The sequence below is a fragment of the Cytophagales bacterium genome (genome assembly GCA_033344775.1).
In the GTDB taxonomy this organism is placed as follows: Bacteria; Bacteroidota; Bacteroidia; order Cytophagales; family Cyclobacteriaceae; genus JAWPMT01.
The window spans coordinates 1883164-1904894 of the sequence record JAWPMT010000004.1 but is presented as its reverse complement, the minus strand read 5'-3'; the positions used below and the strand labels follow the sequence as shown (position 1 = coordinate 1904894).

The following is a 21731-nucleotide window of genomic DNA, read 5'->3' as shown; positions in this document are numbered from 1 at the left end:
TATGGAACAAAAGAAGAATCCGGAAAAAGACCTGGAACGAAGCAGGTCTCCTTTACTGGCCCTGGGTATGGTGGTTAGTTTGGCCATTGCGATAACAGCTTTCGAGTGGCGGACGATTCAGGAACCTATTGTGGATCTTGGTGTAATTGATGACCAATTTCAGGATAATGAGATCATTCCCCAGACCATCCAGCCACCACCAGAGCCTCCAAAGCCCAAGGTGGTTTTGACGAAGGTCGTAGAGACCAAGGAAGAAGTGGAACCGCCAGAAGATCTGATTATTCTGGAACCTGAGGAATTCGATCCGGGAGAAATCTTAATTCCTTATGAACCAGAGGAAGAACCTGTTGAGGAAGTCTTGAGTTTCGTTGAGGAAATGCCTAGCCCGGAAGGAGGAATGCAAGCTTTTTATAGTTTCTTGTCCAAGAAAATGAAGTACCCCAAACAAGCTCGTAGAATGGGCATGGAAGGCAAGGTTTTCGTCCAATTTGTGGTAAACGAGGAAGGAAAGATGACAGATTTAGAAGTAGTCCGAGGCATTGGTGTGGGGTGTGACGAGGAGGCTTTACGGGTGATGAAACTGGCTCCTGACTGGAATCCTGGTAAGCAAAGAGGCCGCCCTGTCAAAGTGAGGATGGTGGTGCCGATCTATTTCCACTTGAAAAATTAATAGTTGCGTTTGTTAAGCGATGAGAGAGGAGGCTGACTCGAAAGAGTTGGCCTTTTTTTTATACAACCCTGACAGGGCTGATATCCGTTTTTGGGTAACCCTGTCAGCGTTTCTTATCGAAAGATAGACAGATCGAAATGTCGCACTTCGACAGGCTCAGTGGGACATGATGATCAATCAGGCTCTGCAATCGAGATATTCATCGGGATTCCATCTTTTCCTTTTCGATACAAGCCATATTCGTCAACATTTTGATGATTCAGACTCAGGTATTGAGTTGGAGTAAGTCCTACCCGGCCCGCATAGATTTCGTAGTAGGCCTTTTTTGTTTCATCCAGCGCGATTATGAAGTGGCTGTATTTGGTGCCTCTACTTGCTTTGATGGATACGATCGCATCTTTTGGACTATCAGAGAGATTCGGATCCAGACCCTTATTCAAGACAAAAGTTTTGATCTCTTCACTAATTCCCTTAAGATCTGACCGTATCTCACCTTCAATCAGATATTGATCATTAGCATTGATCAGAATATTGAACAAATTCCTTTCGTGAATTTCAATTTCAACCTCCTTTTCAGGTGGAGGGGGTAGTTTAAGTAGTAATCCTTTGTCTCGTTTGATCGTTGTGGTGACCAGAAAAAAGATCAACAGTAAAAAGGCAATGTCCGCCATGGAGCCACTATTGATGGTGGGCTTTTGAGGTCTTGTAAGCATAGCATTTTTGGTTTTTGATACTAAGCTTATAATCCTGAAAAGGCCGAAAGTCACACATTTGAGCTAAAGTCATGCCCAAAGAAAAAGGTCAACAACTCGATGGCTACTGACCTTTTACATATCATTGATGGCGAAATATTCTAATTATAATACTGCTTTAGTACATCGGCGTATTTCGTCGCTAGTTCATTTTCTCCATGGATTCTCAGCGATCTGCTGATTTCACTAAGAGAAAGCAATCTTCTTCTCATTTCCAGGTCTTCGAAGTTACCCTGATCGGCGAAATACCCCAGCCACTCTTCTGCTTTGGTGCCTACTTCGTTGGCAATGTTAAGTGCAAGGTCATTTTCGCCTACTTCGAACAATAAGCCCATTTGCTGAACAGAGAAGAAGTCATATGGAATCACCTCATTGGGCATCACTTCCAGAGATTTCTTCAATACTTCTGCTGCTTTTTCATAATCACCCTTTTCAATGTAGGCATTGGCCAAAGAGTTAAAAGAAGAACGATGATTCAGACAGAAATTTCTATAATCTTCTGTGTTGTATGTATCAGGATCCGACAACCCTCTCCAATGGAATTTATTCATCAGGTTATCGTACATCACATCCGTATTGATCAGGAATTCTCCAGTATTTGATGTGTATTCGATAGGCATCAATCTATAAGTCAAACCTTCTTGTACCACATGCTTGCTCAGGTCCATGCTAATACTTCTCAAGGAAGTCGTATTGAAATAGATTGGTCTTTTCCACTGGCTATTGATGATCAGGTCAATGATCGCAAGGTCCTTTTTCTCAATCCCTCGGCCTTTCACCGTCCAGGTCAGTCGATCTGTGAAATACTGAGAAAGCTCTGAAGTTTCATAAGGTACAGTAGTCAATTCTCCTTCCTGGATCAATTTCGAAGTATCGACTTTTAGGAACATCGAACGAGCAGGAACAGCATTGTAGGCACTGATCATGGTGGGTACCTGTAGACCAGGATGTTCCTTGGCAATCAGTCCCATGTATTGCTCTGCATTGATTGCTCCTTTGATGTTAGGCTGTTCCACGACAGGTAAGTAATCATTCAATCCACCTTGTTGATAATCTTTCAACGTCAATCCGAAAGGCAAAGGATCAGACTCGTAAGCCTGACGCATCATTTGCTCGATGTACCAATCCGTATTGAAGTAACTCAATACCACCACTCGAACGTCTGTACGGTAGCCTTCTACCTCCTGCACGTACCACAAGGGGAATGTGTCATTATCCCCGCCGGTAAATAAGATCGCATTTGGAGCACAACTATCCAGGTAGTTTTTAGCTGCGTCCACGGAGAAGAATCGGCCTGTTCGATCATGATCATCCCAGTTTTCACTGGCCATTAGCGTTGGAATACCCAGGCACAGGAAGGAAGCTGCCACCGCAATGATGGTCGCATTTCGTTTCGAAGAACCACTCAATAACTCATAAAGTGATAGCACGCCAAATCCGACCCAGATCGCAAATACATAATAGGAGCCCGCATAGATGTAATCTCTTTCACGAGGTTCAATCGGTGGTGAATTGAGGTAGAGTACCAGCGCTGCTCCTGTCAGGAAGAACAACAGTAAGGTGACCCCAAAATATTTTGGACTTTTATAATATTGAATGAAAGCACCCAGCAAGCCCAGGAGCAAGGGAAGCATAAAGTAGATGTTCCTTGCAGGGTTATTAGCTAGTTCTGTTGGTAGTTCTTCAAATGCATCGCTGATACCCACCCAGTCTGCATCTTGAATGTCTGATGCACGTCCTGAGAAGTTCCACATGAAATAGCGTAAATACATGTGGCCCAATTGATGCTTCCGCATGAAAGCAATGTTGTCCGAGAAAGTTGGTTTTTCACCCTCACGCAAGCCAGTAATCTGACGATAGCGCCTTTGATGACCTCCATCCGGGCTTTTGCTGTACATACGGGGAAGGATCGTAGAATGCGCGGGATCGTACTCGTATTCTACCTTGTAGTCTTTGACGATGTACTCATCATCACCCTTCATGTAGACAGGATCTCCCTTTTTCTGATCGATCAGGTCTGCGGTGAAGTACTGACCTTTCATCAGTGGCCTGTTGCCGTACTGCTCCCGCTTCAGGTAGCTTACGTATTTGATCAGGTCTTCAGGGTTGTTCTCATCAATTGGTGTATTGTAGTTAGATCGGATCAATACGACCATGTACGAGGCATAACCGATCAGGATGAAAGTAAGGCAAAGCATTGCCGTATTCAATACCAGCTTTTTCTGTCTTTCAGAGAAAATGATCCCATAGATCAAAGCGCCAAAAAATAGCAGTAAGAAAATAATTAAACCGGAGTTGAATGGAAGCCCAATCGTATTCACGAAAAAGATCTCAAAACTTCCGGCCATTGATGGCAATCCGGGGATAATGATGTTGTTGACCAGAATGATGACCGCACCACCAATTCCCATGGTAATGATGGCTCCTTTCCAGGTCCAGTTGTCATATTTTTTGAAATAGAAGATCAGTGCCAATGCGGGGATTGTAACGAGGTTCAACAAGTGAACTCCGATGGATAAGCCCATCATGTAAGCAATGAGGATCAGCCATTTGTTAGAGTAGCTCTCGTCTTTGATGGTTTCCCATTTCAGCATCGCCCAGAAAACAAAGGCTGTGAAAAATGAAGACATGGCATATACTTCGGCTTCTACCGCAGAGAACCAAAACGAATCAGAGAAGGTACAGGTGAGCGCCCCTACGAATCCGGCGCCGATGATGGCGATGGTTTTGCCAAGGTGCTCTTCGCCTTCTTCCAGATTAACTACTTTTCGAGCCAGGTGAGTGATGGACCAGAAGAGGAACAAAATGCTGAAAGCAGCACTCAATACACTTAGGATGTTGATCCAATACGCCACTTGAGTTACGTCACCCAAGGCCAGCATGGAAAAAAGTCGACCCATGAGCAGGAAAAATGGTGCTCCGGGTGGGTGAGGTACTTCGAGCTTATAAGCCGTGGCGATGAACTCTCCACAATCCCAGAAGCTCGCAGTTTCTTCCACGGTGAGTAGGTACACTACCAGAGAGAAGAAAAAAGCGGCCCATCCCGCTACATTATTAATTAGCTTGTATCCCATGCTTTGTAATTATAGACTGGCGAAATTAGCAATTAATCAAAAATTAACGGAGGCGAGAATCGTCGTTTGAGTGAATTAACAAATTTTTACACGGTTGGTTGTATTTTAAACAATGTCAACTGTCCAACAAATTGAATGTCAAGATGTTTTTAACATTGAGTGACAATCTGGAATCCCTAAATCTGAAACCCCGATGAAAGTAAGACCCGCATTTTTTCTAATTGCCTTTTTAGCCATTGCTACAATAGTTTCCATATCCCTATTTGTAGTGCCCATTTGGAGCGCTTTCATCATTGTCGGTCCGTTGATTTTAATCGGAGTTGTGGACGTTTTGCAAACCAAACAGGCCATTCGGCGCAATTTTCCGGTGATCGGACATGGCCGATATCTGTTGGAAAAAATCCGTCCCGAGATCATGCAATATTTTGTGGAAACAGACACAGAAGGTCGCCCCATCAATCGAATTTACCGCTCAATGATCTATCAAAGAGCTAAGGGGGTGAATGATACTTCGCCGTTTGGGACACAAATGAACGCGTATGAAGCAGGTTACGAATGGATGGAGCATTCCATGTATCCAAAAGCATTTGATGAGATAAATCACGATCCGCGGGTCACAGTCGGTGGACCAAACTGCAAGCAGCCTTATGATGCAAGCCTATTGAACGTTTCAGCGATGAGCTTTGGAGCGCTTTCCAAAAATGCGATCCTGGCCTTGAATGGAGGAGCCAAAGACGGCAATTTCGCGCATAATACCGGTGAGGGTGCTATCAGTCCTTATCACAAAGGGCCCGGGGGCGATTTGATCTGGCAAATAGGTACAGGATATTTCGGATGTCGAGACGATGAGGGGAACTTCAATCCCGAGTTATTCAAGGAAAAAGCAACAGATCCTCAGGTCAAAATGATTGAGATCAAGTTGTCTCAGGGAGCTAAACCTGGACATGGGGGGATTTTGCCAGGTGAAAAAAATACGCCCGAAATTGCGGCAATCAGACACGTTCCAGTAGGCAAAACCGTGTTTTCACCTCCCTACCACAAGGCATTTTCTGATGCAGAAGGATTGATGAAATTCATCCAGCAATTGCGTGATCTTTCTGGTGGGAAGCCCATCGGTTTCAAAATGTGTCTGGGTAGGAAAGAGGAATTTTTGGAATTGTGCGATGCTGTTAAAAAATCAGGAACAGGACCAGATTTCATTACTGTAGATGGTGGAGAAGGTGGGACTGGTGCCTCTCCGGTCGAGTTTTCCAATTCTCTAGGGACACCCTTGATAGAAGGATTGTCATTCATTCACTGTACTCTGGCGAGTAAAGGCCTGAGAGACGACATCAGAATATTTGCATCTGGTAAAATCATTACCGGCTTTGATATGATACGTGTGTTGGCATTGGGGGCGGATGCTTGTTATAGCGCCCGAGCCATGATGATGGCCTTAGGATGTATCCAGGCACTCGAATGTAATCACAATACTTGCCCGGTTGGTGTAGCCACTCAGGATAAAGTGCTTCAAAAAGGACTGAACCCTGCCGACAAGCGTGTCCGGGTGAAGAATTTCCATGAAAGAACGATCGAGTCGTTTGTGGAAATGCTAGGAGCAGCAGGTTTGACGTCTCCGACAGAAGTAAGCAAAAAGCACATTTTTCGACGCGTTGAGATGCATGAAGTGCGGTCTTACGAGGAGTTATATCCGTCAGTCACCGCTTGATAGGCCGCAACCTATTTATCTTGAACTGACCGAAGAACAGGTGAAGTTTGTGAATACACCGATCAATCAATTTACACAGGGGTGAGTGAGCCGCCTGTCTCTAATGTTTTACTGGATGATCTCGCTATCGAGTAATTGCAGGCCAATGAATTGCGCTATTTCATGATACCCGGATGCTGTAGGGTGCCCGTCAAATCGATAGAAATATTTGTTTTTCTCTTCTAACGCCAGGAAATGGTCGGTTAATTCCATGTATGAAATTTCATGCTGTGCTGCGACGGATCGGTAGATTGAGTCTACATGATTGTTTTCCAGAAAATACTTGCTAAGTACATCGTTAGGAGTCCTTTCTGTTAAATGCCCGGTAAATTCAGGCGTTGGCAGGTTGAGCATCACAAAATCACTGTAATATTTTGTGCAAAGCGCTTTCATGCTTTGAAGGTCTTTGCTGAAATTTCGTGTGGCTTCAAGTGTTAATGGATGATTTGGGTTGTTATACACCATATGACGATAAGATAATTCGACAGCATAGATGAGCATACTTGGATTCAAATTACCCGTTTCATAGAGCTGCCTCACCGTATCGGATAAAAAGTGGTACTGCTTACGTGTCAACGGAGACATTTCTTCTAATCTTTCTTTAACGGCGTTTTTGCGAAATTCGACTATGTCGATATTTTCCGGAGATTCCTCATCAATTAGGCCTTTGATCAATTCCAAACCGTAGTTTTTGAAAGCGTAGATCACGGTTTCTGAAACAGTCGGTTCATCATTGGCATAGGGAGAGTAATTATTCTGAGACATTTGAGCAAGGTCATCCAATTGAAGTACGCCTACTAATACCAGGTCTGGCTTCAAGAGTGGGACTACTTGTTTCATGTATTTGAGATAGTCCGTCGTATATCTTCCTTTCTGCCCACAATTAACTACTTCAATTTTTCTGGAAAGACTATCATTTAGTAGCACCTCCAATTTCTTTGGCCAGCTATTTTCTACCTCTACTCCAAAACCTTCTGTCCAGGAGTCACCAAAACATAAAATTCTGAACTGATCCTTTTTATCAATAGTGATCTCTCTATCTCTTAGTCCTAGTGAGTTGGTGCTGACCTCATAGTCATATTCTACTGACTTGAACCGGATAGTTGTGTTTTTTGGAAAGATGAGCCCTTCAGTTGAATCTTTTTTATACTTTCTAGTGAAAGAGCCGAAAACAACGACCAAACCCAATAAAATTGCTAAAAAAGTAAAACTAAACAGGTTGTTGCCAAAACGCTTTTTCACATTCGTTTTACGCAGATACCAGATGAAGAAAAGACCAGTGAAGAGTATTAAACTATGGAATAAGATCAGGAACTTATTGGTCATTAAAAACGTATCTGAATAGAGATACATGAATGTGCCTGGGTTCCAAAAAACGAGTGCTATTCCGACGAATACCGAATGGATCTTATTTTCTTTTTCCATTTTGATCTGAATAAACTGATTGCCTTGAGTTCAATGGCCCACGACTGACAGAAACTACTTCTTTAGGAATTCTTAATGGCAATTATTCCGTCAAAGTGTTGAAATTTCCTCTAATAAAACTAGAACAACAAATTCACTTAATCTTGCAGTAGAAGAATTTAGAAATTACATCTTTCCTGATCCCGTGGAGTTCTAAATTAGAGAACAGGGAACTTTCTGAATCCGAACATCAAAATGAAAATACTTGGAATCTCAGCGTTTTACCACGACTCGGCAGCGTGCTTGATCATAGACGGGAAGATCGTAGCCGCCGCACAAGAGGAGCGTTTTTCCAGAAAAAAGCATGATGCTTCCTTTCCGAGCGGCGCAGTTTCCTATTGTATGGAAGAGGGAATGGTCTTGCCAGAGCAGATTGACAAGATTGTATTTTATGACAAGCCGCTGCTCAAGTTCGAGCGACTCCTGGAAAGTTACTATGCCTTTGCTCCGAGAGGCTTAACCTCTTTTATTGCCTCAATTCCAGTTTGGTTGAATGAAAAGATGTTTCTGAAGCGACTCATTCGAAAAGAGTTGAAGCAAATTGGTTTTTCTAGTGTACCTAAAGTGTTGTTTACTGAGCATCATTTGTCACATGCAGCCAGTGCATATTACCCGTCGGGTTTTCAGGATGCCGCTATTTTGACGGTGGATGGCGTAGGAGAGTGGGCTACTGCTTCCATCTGTAAAGGAGAAGGAAACCAAATCGAGGTATTGAAAGAATTACGATTTCCGCATTCCCTGGGACTTTTATATTCCGCATTCACCTATTTTCTGGGCTTCCGGGTGAATTCCGGAGAGTACAAATTGATGGGGCTGGCTCCTTATGGAAATCAGGAAGATCCACAGGTGAAGGAATTTGAAGCCATCATAGAACGCGAATTGATTGATATTGCTGAGGATGGATCTATTTGGCTTAATCAGAAATACTTCAATTATGCTACTGGTCTCAGGATGGTGTTCGACAAGAAGTGGGGCAAACTGTTCGGGATGTCCAAAAGACTGCCCGGAGATGAGTTGGAACAAAAACACTGCAACCTGGGATTAGCTATTCAAAAAATTACTGAACGGGTGGTGGAATTGATGGCGATGGAGGCAAAACGTATCACAGGGAGTGAAAACCTATGTCTTGCAGGAGGAGTTGCTTTGAACTGTGTGAGTAATGGGAAACTTCAAAAGAAAGGCATTTTCAAGAAAATGTTCATCCAGCCAGCGGCTGGAGATGCGGGTGGAGCTTTGGGGGCAGCTTTAGCAGTACATCATATTTATGAAGATCAGCCTCTGACACAGGTGCAAGGAATGGACGGGATGGAAGGGTCTTTTTTAGGGCCTGCCATTGCTGAGAAAGACGTGTTAATGGTGAATAGTAGCTACAACGCACAAGCCCACAAGATGGAATACAATTCTCTTTATGCAGAGGTAGCCAATTACATCGATGAAGGTAAGGTTGTTGGATGGGTACAAGGTCGGATGGAGTTCGGCCCAAGGGCATTAGGTGCCCGAAGTATTTTGGGAGATCCCAGAAATCCTGAGATGCAAAAGAAATTGAACCTGAAGATCAAATATCGGGAGTCATTTCGGCCTTTCGCGCCATCGGTATTGGCAGAAGATGTAGGAGACCATTTTGAATTGGAATCAGACAGTCCTTACATGTTGCTGGTGCAGCCTGTGGTCGAGAAAATCAAGCGGCCCCTGCCCGAAGGATATGGGGATTTGAATGTCAAAGAGAAGTTGTATTACGAACGCTCGGACTTGCCGGCGATCACTCACATTGATTATTCTGCCCGGATTCAAACGGTGCATCAAGAGACGAATCCACATTATTGGAACCTGATCCATGCGTTCAAGCAAAGGACCGGTTGCAGTGTGGTAGTCAATACCAGCTTCAATGTACGTGGTGAACCGATTGTATGCACGCCAGATGATGCGTACCGATGTTTCATGCGAACAGAAATGGATGTTTTGGTGGTCGGGCAATACCTCTTCTTAAAAGAAGAGCAACCCGATTGGGACAAGAAAGATGATTGGCAGGAAGAATTTGTTCTAGATTGACAATAATGACAATTCGATTGGTCAAGCAAAGAATCTTAACTCAGTGCGTCATTCCAGAATTTTCTGGCTTAAAATTTCTTCAGAGTCAGAAAATATCAGGAATCTCTTCACGCGCTGTATGCTTAACCAATCATTTGGAAGGTGATAAAATTTTGGATGATTTAAAATGAAACAACAAGATTATAAAACGGTACTGGTCATGGTGCTGGGCTTACTCATCATCGCGATCTGGCGGGAGTGGACCTGGCTGACCTACACATCGATTGGGATCGGACTGGCAGCGGTCATTTCAAATCGAATCTTAACGCTCATCGTGAAAGGATGGTTTGGACTGGCCAAAGTGCTTGGCTACATCAATTCACGTATCCTGCTCACTGTCGTGTATGTATTGATACTCATGCCGCTTGCTTTTCTGAGCAGAATGTTTGGCAACAATTCAGTTCAGCTAAAGAAAAAGAATGGCGAATCCTATTTCGAAACGCGGAACCACAAATACGTCAAAGCGGATTTGGAGAATCCGTGGTGAGGGGATTTCTTTTTAACTCCGAAGCTTCAAGGCTCTGACTTGGAACTGCTACCCATACACCAACGAATAGAAAATCAACCAAAGCACCATGCCCAGTACATAGCTTGAGAGGACCACATACGTGGAAATCGAGATTTTTTTACCACTCAGCAAAAAGACACCTGCAATCAATGAGAGGGAATAGAGTACTTCGAAAATGTTCAGTGATTTAAAAACATAATGCCATCGCCCGGGCAGCGTTTGGAAATCGAAAAAGTTCATCAGGGAAAATGGGTAGAAGGCCTGGTATTGTTCGAAACTGGCTTCTGAAACAAAAACAGTGAACCAAATTACTTTGAACGCTTCAGGAAAGAGAAAGACCACTTCTGCGAACATGACCCACTTCCAAAGCTGCGTAAACGTGAGCCGGTAACCGAACATAAAACAGCCCATCCAAAGCAAGAAGGTCGTAAAAAGGAATTTCCAGGCAAGGAAAAAGGGTACTGATAAGTACTGCAAGCCAAAAATGATGTCAAACACCCAGAATTCACCCCTTTCCTGCAAGATTTCAAAAGCCGCTATGCTGTCAATGATAAATAGCCGCTTAAGTAATAAAAGTGCGATGTAGAGAAAACACAGCAACAGAAAAAAGACCGGGACGTTGAAGTTATACCAATCGGAAAAAAACTTTTCTCGATTGCGTTGGAGCCATTCCATTTTTCGCATTTTAAATTCGCAAAGTAAATTGAAGGCTTGATATCTGGTGAAGTTGAATCAACATAATTTATGACCGGCAGAAATTTTCTATTTCGTGTGGCCCTTTTGCTTCCAGTATTGGTGAGCTTCCAATCATATGCTCAGCAGTGGATGGTGCCGGTGGATAGTGCCAATAAGAGTATTCTCACCAATCCTCACATCCAGTTTGAAGCGACGGAGGCCATTGATGACATGTACAACTTCAACTTTGAACGTGCAAAGAACGGCTTCAATGCGCTGAAGAAACAATATGGCTGGCACCCATTGCCTTATTTTCTGCAGGGCATGAATAACTGGTGGCAAATCATTCCGCATATTCCTAACGAAACGTATGACGAAGCCTTCTATGCCGAAATGGACACGGCACTTATCCTATCCAAGCGATTGTACGAAGAGGTCAATGAAGTAGAAGGTGCTTTTTTCCTGGCGATCACGCATGCTTTTAGAGGTAGGCTGCTTTCTGAGCGGGGACAATATGCCAAATCTGCCGTTGCGGGTCGTAATACGCTGAAATACCTTGGTGAAGTACGAGGTAAGACGGATTACAGCCCGGAGATCCTTTTTGCAGATGCCCTTTTCAATTATTACGCCGTATGGATCCGTGAAAATTACCCGTTGCTCCGGCCACTTATGGCCCTGTTTCCAAAAGGAGACAAAGGTTTGGGCATTGCCCAATTGAAGGAGGTGGCGAATAATGCTTTTTACAGCCGTACGGAAGCACAGTATTATCTCATGCGGCTATTGGCGCTTGAAGAAAATGACATGATCGGAGGTGTAAGGATGGCGAGCTACCTTCATGAGTCTTACCCAAACAATGCCTATTTCCATCGGTTTTATGCACGTCTCTTGTACCAAACAGGAAAGTACCGCCAGGCCTCAGAAGAATCCAAACTTATCCTCGCCCGCGTTGATAGTGCTTATCAAGGGTACGAATCCAACTCTGCACGATATGCGAGTTTCTATCTCGGACACATCAACGAATTGCAATACAAGTACGAGGAGGCCATCGGTTATTTCAATCAGGCCATTGCACATTCCGAAAAAATCGGAGCGACCGATAAAGGCTATTACTTCTATTCCTTTTTGCACCTGGGCCGCATCGAAGAAAAGAACGGAAACGAGGACAAAGCCCGTGAGTACTACAAAAAAGTGAGAAAAGTCTCCAAACGCAGCCACGGGGCCAACAAACAAGCCAAAGCGGCATTGAAGCGGCTGAGATCTTAGATTTCAAATAAGCTTAAAAACTTTTCCCGGATGGCATTTATAGAATAATTCGCTTCAATATGCTTTCTTCCGGCGGAACCCATCTTTTGCCGCTTGCTTTCGTCAAGGATCAATTCTTCCAGGCGAGTTTTCCAGTCTTCTGTTTTGGTACAAAGAAATCCGGTCAACCCATCCTTCACGACTTCAGTGTTGACACCTACGGGTGATACTAACGCAGGGATACCAGATGCTCCATACTGAATGGCTTTAAAACCACATTTTCCTTTTGACCAAATATCATCTGTCAATGGCATGATGCCTATGTCAAATTTTTGAAGGTCTGAAACTTCGCTGGATTGAGTCCAGGTAATGAATTCAAAACCCGTGATCGGTAGTTCCGGATTTTTATTGGCGATCACGGCAAATTTCACTTTCTGCTTTTTACACAATTCATCCAGTGTGGGAACTAGAGGAATGAGGTACTGCAATGTGGAATGTGAGCCCGTCCAGCCAATGGTAATATCCGGATGTTCTTCATTGGCTGGAAGGTGATAATTTGTGTCCACAACTGTGGGTATCACTTCGACCTGATCGGAAAACTTTCTAGCAAAATCAGCAAGGTATTCATTGCCAGCAGATACTTTCCAACTCCACTGGCAAATTTTTTTGACTTTAGATTTCCACTTGACCAACCGGATCAGTGGGTTTGTCTCATTGGGATCTGGTAACCAAATGGCATCATCAAAATCGTAAATGATTTTCTTACGCAGGATTTTGGCAATGATCCATTCGAATATGGGAGGTCCCGCAGGAGTCAGCTCTCTATGGATGAAAATGATGTCGGAAGAAGGAACTTTGAGGAGGTGAGCAATTCTTCTGAAAAAACCTCCCAATATGCTGACGAGTCGACTGATCGCGCTTCCTTTATAGATTATTTTCCACCCATTCATCGAAAGAAAAGAGTGTGTATCAACCTGCCACCCCTTTTCTTTCATACTTTTGATCAATAATTCGAAACGAAAACGTTGAGAAGGCGCTTGCCCCAAAGGATACGGCACTAGCAGGAGGATCTTCACTGTATGACGACTCAGGATTTATTTGTCACGCCAATTTATATCATTCTTTTTAGTCTGATCGCTTACCTAATCAGACCTTTTGCCACGACACCTTACACAAGACAATACTTTATGCCAGCACTTTGGGTGAAATTCTTTGGTGCGATCTTATTGGGACTCCTCTACCAGTTTTATTATGGAGGAGGAGATACCATTAATTATTTCAACTATGGAAGCCGATGGATCTGGGAAGCTTTTTTGGTAGATTTTGAACAAGGAATTTCGTTGCTCCTTGATTCTGGGGGCAATAACAGAGATCCGGAAACATTTAGCTTTAACTCCAAAATTTGGTACTACCGAGACCCTAAATCGTACGCGATTGTAAGGATTACCGCAGTTTTTGATTTATTCACCTTTCATACTTATTCAGCAACGAGTCTGTTTTTTGCGACATTTAGTTTCAGTGGGCTATGGGCACTTTTTTCAAAAATCGTAACGAGATATCCCTATGTAAAGCCGCGAAATATTGCAATATCCATCCTTTTTGTTCCTTCAGTGATCTTTTGGGGTTCGGGAATACTGAAAGATACAATTACCCTCGGGGCATTAGGGTGGTTGATTTGGGCACTGATGAACCTGATCGAAAAAAGATTTGCGATTAAGTATTTAATCGTTCTTTGTATAGCCGCGATTCTTATTTTAGGAATTAAGAGTTATATTTTATTAGCATGTATTCCCGCTGTTATTATTTGGGTGTCTGTAAAATATTCTAATCGAATTCATGGGAAGTTGAAACTGGTTGCTACACCCTTGATTTTAGCAATAACGGTGGGATTTGGATTTTTAATATTGAGAAGTATTTCTTCCATTAATAGTGAGTATACCCTTGAGAATTTTTCCAGACGTGCGGCTATTACAGCTTATGACATTCGCTATGGTTGGGGTGCCCGAGGTGGCGGAGAAGGTGGCTATGATATCGGTTTGCCTGACGGATCCGTACAAAGCTTAGTTAGACTAATACCCGCAGGGGTTAATGTGAGTATTTTTCGACCCTATATTTGGGAGGTCCGCAATCCGCTGATGTTGCTTTCTGCGTTAGAATCATTGGTGATTACCATTCTTTTTTTAGCAACCCTCTACAAAAGAAACTTAAGGATGATCACAAAAGATCCATTCCTTTCTTTTTGTCTGGTTTTTAGTTTGATTTTTGCTTTCGCAGTTGGGGTTAGTTCATTCAACTTCGGTACGCTAATTAGATATAAAATTCCGATGACACCTTTCCTATTTCTATTTTTGTTTATCGGGCAATATTCCAGGAAATCTTGAAGAAATTATACTTTCCTAATCTTGATGGCCTTCGGTTTTTTGCTTTTTTGGCTGTGTTCTTTGCTCACAGTTTTTATTCAGAAGAGACCTACATTCAGGAACATGCTTTGTATCAAGCCTTCCGGTCTATTGGACATCTGGGCATCTTCGGCGTTAATTTCTTCTTCGTATTAAGTGGTTTCCTGATTACATTTTTGCTGATCAATGAAAAAGAGAGTTTTGGAACAATCAGTTTACGTAATTTCTATATCCGCCGTGTTTTAAGAATATGGCCTCTTTATTATTTCATTATAGCCGTTGGCTTTTTTGTTATTCCGACAATTCAACGGGATATTTTGGGGTCTTCCTACGAGGAAAGTGCCAATATTTGGCATTACGTTTTTTTCATCAACAATTTTTTTGATCAACCTTCCTCCGCCGTACTCGGTGTGCTTTGGTCCATTGCGATTGAAGAACAATTTTATCTTTTTTGGCCTGTTTTTATAAAGATATTTACACGCCGCTATTGGCCGGCTTTCTTCCTTTCTATCATAGTATTCTCCGCCATATCCCGGACATTTTATATTGGCTACGGGTATCAACATACTTTGTCTTGTATCTCAGATCTGGCTATTGGTAGTATGATGGCCTATTTTGCCTTTTACTCTTCAAAATTTAAGGAGACTTTTTCACGGATGAAGTTTTCATATATTGCAATAATTTATGTACTGGGTGGTAGCTTGTTCTTTTTTAGATCCTATTGGGCTGATGTAGCATGGCTGTATTTGAATGAACGCCTTTTATTCTCGTTGTTCTTTTCCTTTATCATACTAGAGCAGTGTTATTCTGAACAACCCTTAAAGCTTGGGAGATTGAAACTCATCACCAACTGGGGGAAAATTTCTTATGGCCTGTATATGCTTCATTTTGTGGCGATTTATATTGTAGCTAAGGTATTTGAACTGATCGTCCATGAAACTTTGGTCTCCGTGTTGCTTTTTGAACCGATGATGGCTTTTGTGATTTCAATCCTCTTGGCATTTCTAAGCTTTAATTTTTTTGAAAGCTATTTTCTTTCATGGAAAAAGAAATTTAACCGATAGTATTTGTGAACGTATTGCACACATTTTCCAATTACTTAAACCTTTCTGAAAACTGGGCTTATCGTCTGATTTCTAATATTCCTGAGGTGAAAACTTTTATAACAGCGGATCAATATAGGAAGACGAATTTTTACGATTCTAATTTTGAATTTGTGGAATTTCCCTTGACATACGTTGATGAAAGAATCCCATTAAATACGGCACTTAATAAGGTTATTGCGCAGGTAAGAAAAACCAATCCGCGATATGTCGCTCGGATTTTAAAAGACCGTTCCATAAATGTATTACACTCCCACTATGGCTATTCTGGATGGAATCATAGGAAAATAGCAGATCTGCTGAATATCCCACACGTGATATCCTTTTACGGTTGGGATTATGAGAAATTCACTTTTCTGAATCCTTCCTGGAAACCCAAGTATCAGAAACTCTTTGAAATTGGAGATAAGTTTTTGGCTGAAGGAAGCCATGCTAAGCAACTAATGGTGAAGATAGGATGCCCGGAACAGAAGGTTGATGTGGTTCGACTGGGTGGTGATATTGAGTCCATACCTTTTCAATTAAGGCAACGCAAAACTTCTAATTTTCGACTAGTCCAAATTGCTAATTTGACAGGCAAGAAAGGCCATGTATACACAATAGAGGCCTATGCTTTGGCGAAAGCAAAACGATCGGATATTTCTCTTACGATCATAGGGAATGGGCCAGCTTCATTTAAACAAGAACTTGTCAGCAAAGCAAGACAGCTCAATGTTCTGGAAGATATCGAATTCATCGATTATGTGAATTTTGATCATTTGCATGATCTTCTTTTGGACTATCACGCCTTTATTCATCCAAGTTGCTATACGGAAAACTTAGATAGCGAAGGCGGTGCTCCCGTTGTGTTGATTGATGCTCAGGCGACAGGTTTGCCCGTGATCAGCACAACCCATTGTGATATTCCCGATGTTGTGATTGATGAAAGCACTGGTTTTTTATCACCTGAGAAAAATAGTGAAGCCGTTGCCGAAAGTATCGTTAGATTATTTGACTTGTCTCAATCTGATTTTGATCAGATGTCCATCAAGGCCCGATCACACATGGAGGATACTTATGACATTTCGAAGAACTCCAAATATTTGAGAGGGATTTATGGACAGTTATTAACTTGAAATGAAGAAAATCCTTATCATCACTTATCAATTTCCTCCGGATAATATCATTGCTGCTTATCGGCCTCTTGCCTATGCCAGGAATTTCCCGAAACACGGTCTTGAAACAACGGTAGTCACTCACCTTTGGGAGAAAACACCTGATCAGTCTGCCTGGCAATACCATGATTCGGGTACGAGTCCTTTTTTGGAGGAAGTGGAGCATTATAAAGTTTACAGAGTTCCGAGAGAGCAGACCTGGCATCAGAAATTGTATTTAAGCCTTATCAAAGTTCCTGGTTTATCGAAGGTGATGACATTCCTACTAAATGTTTTTGGTTTTTTTGATTTAGATCTAATTGCTTCTTATCTGTGTTTTAAGCGTTTTCTGAGAAGCCATCTCAAGGATCATTCATACGATTGTGTGCTTACATTGTACAGTCCGTTTTACAACCTAAGGTTAGCGCATTGGGTAGAGCAGCAATACAGAATTCCATTTGTTACAGATTGGAGGGATTTGCATGATTTGCGCCTAGGCAACGAGTCGTTTGTTCCTTCAATAAAAGACCGGATTTATCTTTCTATACAAGAGCGATATATCAAAAAGTATTTGAAACATGCTCTGTTTGTAACCGCAGCGGGTGTTTTTTGGGCAGAGTATTTGGGTAACCTCACAAATAAGAAGGGGTTTGAGATTACGAATGGATATGATGAGACTCTTTTTGATGATGTGAGTCCGTATGTATCGGAAAAGTTTCTTATTTCCCACATAGGCACGTTGTACCCTGATCAAAACATAGAAATATTCTTCAAAGGTCTTGCCCTGTTTTTGGAGGAAAAAGCAACTGATGACGTATTGGTTTCATTTGTAGGACTCAAAGGAAACATGTTAGAGCAGATTGAAAAAATGGCAAGTAAGTACGTCAAACATGGAATTGTACGATGTGAGGGAAGAGTAGAAAGACATAAGGCATTGGAATTAAAGAAGAGTTCTCACGTCTTACTTTACCCTTGTTGGCTTGGAACAAAAGGTATTTACTCGGGCAAGATATTTGAGTACATTGGTAGCCAACGTCCCATATTATTAGCGCCGGGAGATAAAGACTTTTTGGAGAAAACGATAATCGAAGGAAATCTGGGAAGTGCGGCATATGAACCAGAGGGAGTTCGAGATTATTTAGATCTGAAGTTTCAGGAATGGAAGCAATACGGAGATGTACTTTATGATGGGGATAAAAACATGGTCAATAGTTATTCACGAGAGGTTCAAGCAGAAAAATTGGCCAATTATATAAAAAGAGAATTAATTAAAGGGAATGACCTTGTTTAACCATTAGAGACAATACGGAACTTCCCGATACAGTTGATGCGTATTAGTTGGTACAGATCCAAAAAACATTCCACAATATCTCAATAGGTTAAATGAAGGAAATTGGCCAACGGGTGAAATACCTAAAAATTGGAATGAAACGGCCTCTAAACGAATTGTGAAAGCTTTGTTTGATCTAGTGCTTTCTTGATACAGACTCCTGTAGGCCAGGACTATTAAGGTAGTTTAGTGGTTAATCCATAAAAGACAACTGCCTTTTTGATAGTTCGACTGCTCGGATACCTTCATTTTTCAAGTCTTTTCTGCGGCATTGATAATGTGATTGATGCCGGTAGTGTAGGAAGAACTTGTTGAGAAATATGCGATTGCCTCTGCGACATCTTCGATTGGCAGTAAGCCCTTCAAAGGGTGGTTTTCCTCGATGTTTTCCATGATTCTGTCGTCTACACCCAATGGAATATTGGTTTTCATGAGTGATGGACTGATGGCCATCGAGGATACATTGAATTTAATATTTTCTGTAGCCCATTGCTTGACCATAGACATTAAATAGGCCTTGTTCGCCGTGTATTCGGCCATGCCTACGGTGGGGTTTCCGATGATGTCAGCACTCAATATCGTGATGATTTTACCGTTTCTTCTTTTTCGCAATCCTTTCAAGGCACGATTGGTAATAGCGATGGTGGGCAGAACATTTTGCTCGAAACTTTTTTGGTAATCTTCGATGGTAATTTTATGTGCGTGTGCCCTGACCATTCCAGAAATGGCATTATTGACCAGTACATCAATAGACATCTCATCTATTTGTTCAATAAACTGATCAAGCGAAAATCGATCTCTAAAGTCACAATGAATTGCTTCCGCATTTGCATATGTCCCCTTGATGGCTTCTGCGTTTTCTTTCGAATTGTTATAAGTAAAGAAGACCTTGTTGTGGTGATCTTTAGCTAGTTTATTGGTGATCGCTTCACCAAGACCTGATGCGCCACCGGTGATAAGAATATTCATTAGCTTATATGATTCCAATTTGTACGATACCCTTAGCGATCATTTCTTCCAACTGATTATAGTAAGAGAATTTCAGACTTACAACTTGGAGAACGTCATGGTAGGCTGTTACTTCCGCATTGAGTCGAATTTGATCACCAAGAAAGAATGGTTTGTGATAACTGATCGTCTGCTTGTGAATGATGACATCTCTGGTAGGTAATTGTTCTCCGATGAAATAAGAGAGGAAGCCATTGAGTATGTTTCCGTGCATCACTTTGCCCTTGAATCCCTTTTTCTGGGCGAATGCTTCGTCGGTATGCAGAGGGTTGCTATCTCTGAAAAGATGGATAAAACCTGACCACAATTGCTCAGTGATTTCAAAGTCAAGTTCGAAAGACCTGCCTACTTCCACTTTTAAATCTTTAAAAGAATGGCGTCACACATTTCACCAACATTTTTGAATTCGTTGATTTCGCCACTTTTAAATCTAATTTTAAATGACTTTTCAATGGCAACTACTAATGCAATGTGATTTAACGAATCCCATTCTTCTATATCTTTCGCAGAAGTCTCGTAAGACAAAACAATGTCTTCATTTTCCAACTCATCGATAAAAATTTCATTCACTCGTCGAAGTACCTGATCAAATTCCATAATTTCCAATTTCTTTGCGAATCTAATTACAAGGACCAAGCTTTGAAGGTTCAAGTCAAATCTAATTGGAAGAATGTTAACTGATTTCAAGGGTTTAAGGAAATTAAGTAAAAAGCCCTCAGACGGACTGCCTATTAAAAAACTCGCCATATTAAGTGACTCTTCTACTCAATTTTTAAGACAAGCAATTAAAGGTCATGGATTTGAGAAGGATCTTAATCTTGAGATCTACGAAGGAGCGTTCAATCAGATGGAGTTGGAACTGCTTGACGATCGTTCTGACTTATATGCATTCAAACCTGACTTTATCTTCCTGTTTTTCTCTGCCGAAAAGCTATTGTCGGAGTTTTTGGATTTAGATCCCGGCGACAGAAAGAATTGGAGTCAACTTCACTTAGACCGTATCCAACAACTTTTAGATCTCATCAGAACCAAGAGTAAATCAAACGTTATGGTGAGTAATTGCTGGATGGTAGAGGATGCGGTTTTTGGCAATTATGGGAATAAAGCCATCAGCTCATGGAGGTTCCAGAGCTCCCTTTTCAATGTAGAATTGATGCGGGAAGCACAATCGCAGAACGAGCTTTATGTTGTTGATCTAGAAAAGGTGAAAAGCACTTTAGGGCAGACCATATTTGAGGATGATAGATTGCGGGTCAATGGAGACATTTCAGTGGGATTGGATGCGCTGCCTCAGGTTGCAAAAGTGATCGTTGACATGATTTCCGCGAATTCAGGGAAGGTGAAAAAATGCCTTGTGCTGGACCTGGATCATACCTTATGGGGAGGAGTGATCGGTGATGATGGTATGGAGGGGATTTTACTTGGCGAGTCGGGGATAGGTAGGGAATATTGTAATATTCAACGTTGGGCAAAAGCACTTAAAGAGAGAGGGGTATTGCTTGCCATTTGCAGCAAAAACGATGAGGAAATCGCAAAAGAGCCTTTCAGACAGCACCCTTCAATGATGTTGAGATTAGAAGACATCACTATGTTTGTTGCCAACTGGCACAACAAAGCAGATAATATTAGAACCATCAAGGAGGCATTGAATATTGGATATGACTCATTCGTATTTATCGATGACAATCCTTTCGAACGGGAACTTGTAAGGACCGAATTACCAGATGTTTCAGTACCGGAATTACCCGAAGATCCTGCGGAATACCTCAGTTATATCAGGTCATTAAATCTTTTTGAAGCATCCTCTTATTCTCAAGAGGATGCAAAGAGGACAGAAATGTATCAGCAAGAGGTCAAGCGTGTTGCTGTAAAAAGTTCTTTTACAGACCTGAACCAATACTTACGGAGCCTTGAAATGAAGGCAATTGTAAAGCCTTTTACCGAGAAGGATATTGCCAGGATCTCCCAATTGACTCAGCGTTCTAATCAATTTAACCTTCGGACCATTCGCTATTCTGAATCTGATATTAGCGCCATGATGAGTGATAAGTCTTACCGGACCTGGAGTGTCTTTCTACAAGATAAGTTTGGGGAGTATGGATTGATAAGTCTCGCCATTGCCAAGGTACAAAGCAAACAGTATTTTGTTGATTCCTGGATCATGAGTTGCCGCGTCTTAAAGAGGGGCGTTGAACTTTTGTTGTTGGATAACATCATGAAAAATGCCAAAGAAGATGGAGTAGAGGTTGTACTGGGTGAATATTTGAAAACCAAGAAAAATGCCCTGGTTGAAGATCATTATCCGAAATTAGGATTTACCCATTCTGATCAGAAGTGGAAATTTGAGACTTCAGGGTTTTCAACGCCTACCTATTTTATTGAACAAGTTCATTGATGATCGACAGTCATAAAGCCCTATAGCCTTGTTATTCAATTCAGTTGAGTTTTTCGTATTCTTTCCGATTGTTCTGACGCTTTATTTCATCTCACCGTCCAGGTTTGTATGGATTCCTTTGTTGAGTGCGAGTTATTTTTTTT

General features: G+C 41.9%; 18 protein-coding genes. 10 read left to right on the top strand and 8 right to left on the bottom strand.

Going from position 1 to position 21731, the window contains the following annotated elements; translation table 11 throughout:
- Window position 1: 1 nt before the first annotated feature.
- Window positions 2-670, top strand: a complete 669-nt coding sequence (locus R8G66_16935; GenBank protein MDW3194062.1) for an energy transducer TonB — start codon at window positions 2-4, stop codon at window positions 668-670.
- A 173-nt stretch (window positions 671-843) separates the two neighbouring features.
- Here the strand turns inward: R8G66_16935 and R8G66_16930 are convergent, their stop codons facing one another.
- Together R8G66_16930 and R8G66_16925 are read right to left on the bottom strand one after the other, a co-directional pair.
- The gene (locus R8G66_16930; GenBank protein MDW3194061.1) at window positions 844-1383 is read right to left on the bottom strand and encodes a biopolymer transporter ExbD; all 540 of its coding nucleotides are present in this window, start codon (window positions 1381-1383) and stop codon (window positions 844-846) included.
- Between the two features lie 140 nt (window positions 1384-1523).
- Window positions 1524-4496, bottom strand: a complete 2973-nt coding sequence (locus tag R8G66_16925; GenBank protein ID MDW3194060.1) for a DUF2723 domain-containing protein — start codon at window positions 4494-4496, stop codon at window positions 1524-1526.
- Window positions 4497-4689: 193 nt separating this feature from the next.
- On the opposite strand from R8G66_16925, the gene R8G66_16920 reads away from it, so the two are divergent.
- Window positions 4690-6204 (top strand): FMN-binding glutamate synthase family protein, encoded by a 1515-nt coding sequence (locus R8G66_16920; GenBank protein MDW3194059.1) that lies wholly within the window; start codon window positions 4690-4692, stop codon window positions 6202-6204.
- A gap of 108 nt (window positions 6205-6312) precedes the next feature.
- Here R8G66_16920 and R8G66_16915 read toward each other — a convergent pair whose 3' ends face one another.
- On the bottom strand, window positions 6313-7668 hold the full coding sequence (locus R8G66_16915; GenBank protein MDW3194058.1) for a hypothetical protein: 1356 nt from the start codon (window positions 7666-7668) through the stop codon (window positions 6313-6315).
- Between the two features lie 234 nt (window positions 7669-7902).
- On the opposite strand from R8G66_16915, the gene R8G66_16910 reads away from it, so the two are divergent.
- Both R8G66_16910 and R8G66_16905 read left to right on the top strand, forming a co-directional pair.
- The gene (locus tag R8G66_16910; protein ID MDW3194057.1) at window positions 7903-9756 is read left to right on the top strand and encodes a carbamoyltransferase; all 1854 of its coding nucleotides are present in this window, start codon (window positions 7903-7905) and stop codon (window positions 9754-9756) included.
- A gap of 166 nt (window positions 9757-9922) precedes the next feature.
- Complete coding sequence (locus R8G66_16905) at window positions 9923-10282, top strand: SxtJ family membrane protein (protein MDW3194056.1); 360 nt, start codon at window positions 9923-9925, stop codon at window positions 10280-10282.
- A gap of 48 nt (window positions 10283-10330) precedes the next feature.
- Here the strand turns inward: R8G66_16905 and R8G66_16900 are convergent, their stop codons facing one another.
- Complete coding sequence (locus R8G66_16900) at window positions 10331-10978, bottom strand: sulfate ABC transporter permease (protein ID MDW3194055.1); 648 nt, start codon at window positions 10976-10978, stop codon at window positions 10331-10333.
- A 69-nt stretch (window positions 10979-11047) separates the two neighbouring features.
- Here R8G66_16900 and R8G66_16895 point away from each other — a divergent pair, with 69 nt between their 5' ends.
- Window positions 11048-12241: a tetratricopeptide repeat protein gene (locus R8G66_16895; GenBank protein ID MDW3194054.1), complete on the top strand. Its 1194-nt coding sequence runs from the start codon at window positions 11048-11050 to the stop codon at window positions 12239-12241.
- Here the strand turns inward: R8G66_16895 and R8G66_16890 are convergent.
- A complete protein-coding gene (locus R8G66_16890) occupies window positions 12238-13215 on the bottom strand; it encodes a glycosyltransferase family 4 protein (GenBank protein ID MDW3194053.1) in 978 nt (325 codons plus the stop codon). The two genes, R8G66_16895 and R8G66_16890, sit on opposite strands and share 4 nt — an antisense overlap.
- A gap of 84 nt (window positions 13216-13299) precedes the next feature.
- Between R8G66_16890 and R8G66_16885 the strand changes: the two genes are divergently transcribed.
- The 4 genes from R8G66_16885 to R8G66_16870 are packed head-to-tail and all read left to right on the top strand — an operon-like array spanning window position 13300 to window position 18146.
- A complete protein-coding gene (locus R8G66_16885) occupies window positions 13300-14601 on the top strand; it encodes a hypothetical protein (GenBank protein ID MDW3194052.1) in 1302 nt (433 codons plus the stop codon).
- Window positions 14598-15683 (top strand): acyltransferase, encoded by a 1086-nt coding sequence (locus R8G66_16880; GenBank protein MDW3194051.1) that lies wholly within the window; start codon window positions 14598-14600, stop codon window positions 15681-15683. Before R8G66_16885 ends, R8G66_16880 begins: the two co-directional genes overlap by 4 nt.
- A 5-nt stretch (window positions 15684-15688) precedes the next feature.
- Window positions 15689-16837 (top strand): glycosyltransferase, encoded by a 1149-nt coding sequence (locus R8G66_16875; GenBank protein MDW3194050.1) that lies wholly within the window; start codon window positions 15689-15691, stop codon window positions 16835-16837.
- 1 nt (window position 16838) lies between these two features.
- Complete coding sequence (locus R8G66_16870; protein ID MDW3194049.1) at window positions 16839-18146, top strand: hypothetical protein; 1308 nt, start codon at window positions 16839-16841, stop codon at window positions 18144-18146.
- A gap of 291 nt (window positions 18147-18437) precedes the next feature.
- Here R8G66_16870 and R8G66_16865 read toward each other — a convergent pair whose 3' ends face one another.
- From R8G66_16865 to R8G66_16855, 3 genes are read right to left on the bottom strand one after another with little or no spacing between them, the layout of a single operon-like run.
- Complete coding sequence (locus R8G66_16865) at window positions 18438-19154, bottom strand: SDR family oxidoreductase (protein MDW3194048.1); 717 nt, start codon at window positions 19152-19154, stop codon at window positions 18438-18440.
- A gap of 4 nt (window positions 19155-19158) precedes the next feature.
- Window positions 19159-19548, bottom strand: coding sequence for a MaoC/PaaZ C-terminal domain-containing protein (locus tag R8G66_16860; GenBank protein ID MDW3194047.1), 390 nt, complete (start codon window positions 19546-19548; stop codon window positions 19159-19161).
- Between the two features lie 2 nt (window positions 19549-19550).
- Window positions 19551-19790, bottom strand: coding sequence for an acyl carrier protein (locus tag R8G66_16855; protein MDW3194046.1), 240 nt, complete (start codon window positions 19788-19790; stop codon window positions 19551-19553).
- 73 nt (window positions 19791-19863) lie between these two features.
- Here R8G66_16855 and R8G66_16850 point away from each other — a divergent pair, with 73 nt between their 5' ends.
- On the top strand, window positions 19864-21588 hold the full coding sequence (locus tag R8G66_16850; protein ID MDW3194045.1) for an HAD-IIIC family phosphatase: 1725 nt from the start codon (window positions 19864-19866) through the stop codon (window positions 21586-21588).
- Window positions 21589-21731: the final 143 nt, after the last annotated feature.

Bases quoted from the DNA above. Each gene is read 5' to 3' on its own strand.
- R8G66_16910 (MDW3194057.1), top strand. From the start codon at position 7,903: ATGAAAATACTTGGAATCTCAGCGTTTTACCACGACTCGGCAGCGTGC.
- R8G66_16890 (MDW3194053.1), bottom strand. From the start codon at position 13,215: ATGAAAGAAAAGGGGTGGCAGGTTGATACACACTCTTTTCTTTCGATG.
- R8G66_16900 (MDW3194055.1), bottom strand. From the start codon at position 10,978: ATGGAATGGCTCCAACGCAATCGAGAAAAGTTTTTTTCCGATTGGTAT.
- R8G66_16865 (MDW3194048.1), bottom strand. From the start codon at position 19,154: ATGAATATTCTTATCACCGGTGGCGCATCAGGTCTTGGTGAAGCGATC.
- R8G66_16930 (MDW3194061.1), bottom strand. From the start codon at position 1,383: ATGCTTACAAGACCTCAAAAGCCCACCATCAATAGTGGCTCCATGGCG.
- R8G66_16855 (MDW3194046.1), bottom strand. From the start codon at position 19,790: ATGGAATTTGATCAGGTACTTCGACGAGTGAATGAAATTTTTATCGAT.
- R8G66_16935 (MDW3194062.1), top strand. From the start codon at position 2: ATGGAACAAAAGAAGAATCCGGAAAAAGACCTGGAACGAAGCAGGTCT.
- R8G66_16915 (MDW3194058.1), bottom strand. From the start codon at position 7,668: ATGGAAAAAGAAAATAAGATCCATTCGGTATTCGTCGGAATAGCACTC.
- R8G66_16920 (MDW3194059.1), top strand. From the start codon at position 4,690: ATGAAAGTAAGACCCGCATTTTTTCTAATTGCCTTTTTAGCCATTGCT.
- R8G66_16925 (MDW3194060.1), bottom strand. From the start codon at position 4,496: ATGGGATACAAGCTAATTAATAATGTAGCGGGATGGGCCGCTTTTTTC.
- R8G66_16885 (MDW3194052.1), top strand. From the start codon at position 13,300: ATGACGACTCAGGATTTATTTGTCACGCCAATTTATATCATTCTTTTT.
- R8G66_16895 (MDW3194054.1), top strand. From the start codon at position 11,048: ATGACCGGCAGAAATTTTCTATTTCGTGTGGCCCTTTTGCTTCCAGTA.
- R8G66_16850 (MDW3194045.1), top strand. From the start codon at position 19,864: ATGTTAACTGATTTCAAGGGTTTAAGGAAATTAAGTAAAAAGCCCTCA.
- R8G66_16870 (MDW3194049.1), top strand. From the start codon at position 16,839: ATGAAGAAAATCCTTATCATCACTTATCAATTTCCTCCGGATAATATC.
- R8G66_16905 (MDW3194056.1), top strand. From the start codon at position 9,923: ATGAAACAACAAGATTATAAAACGGTACTGGTCATGGTGCTGGGCTTA.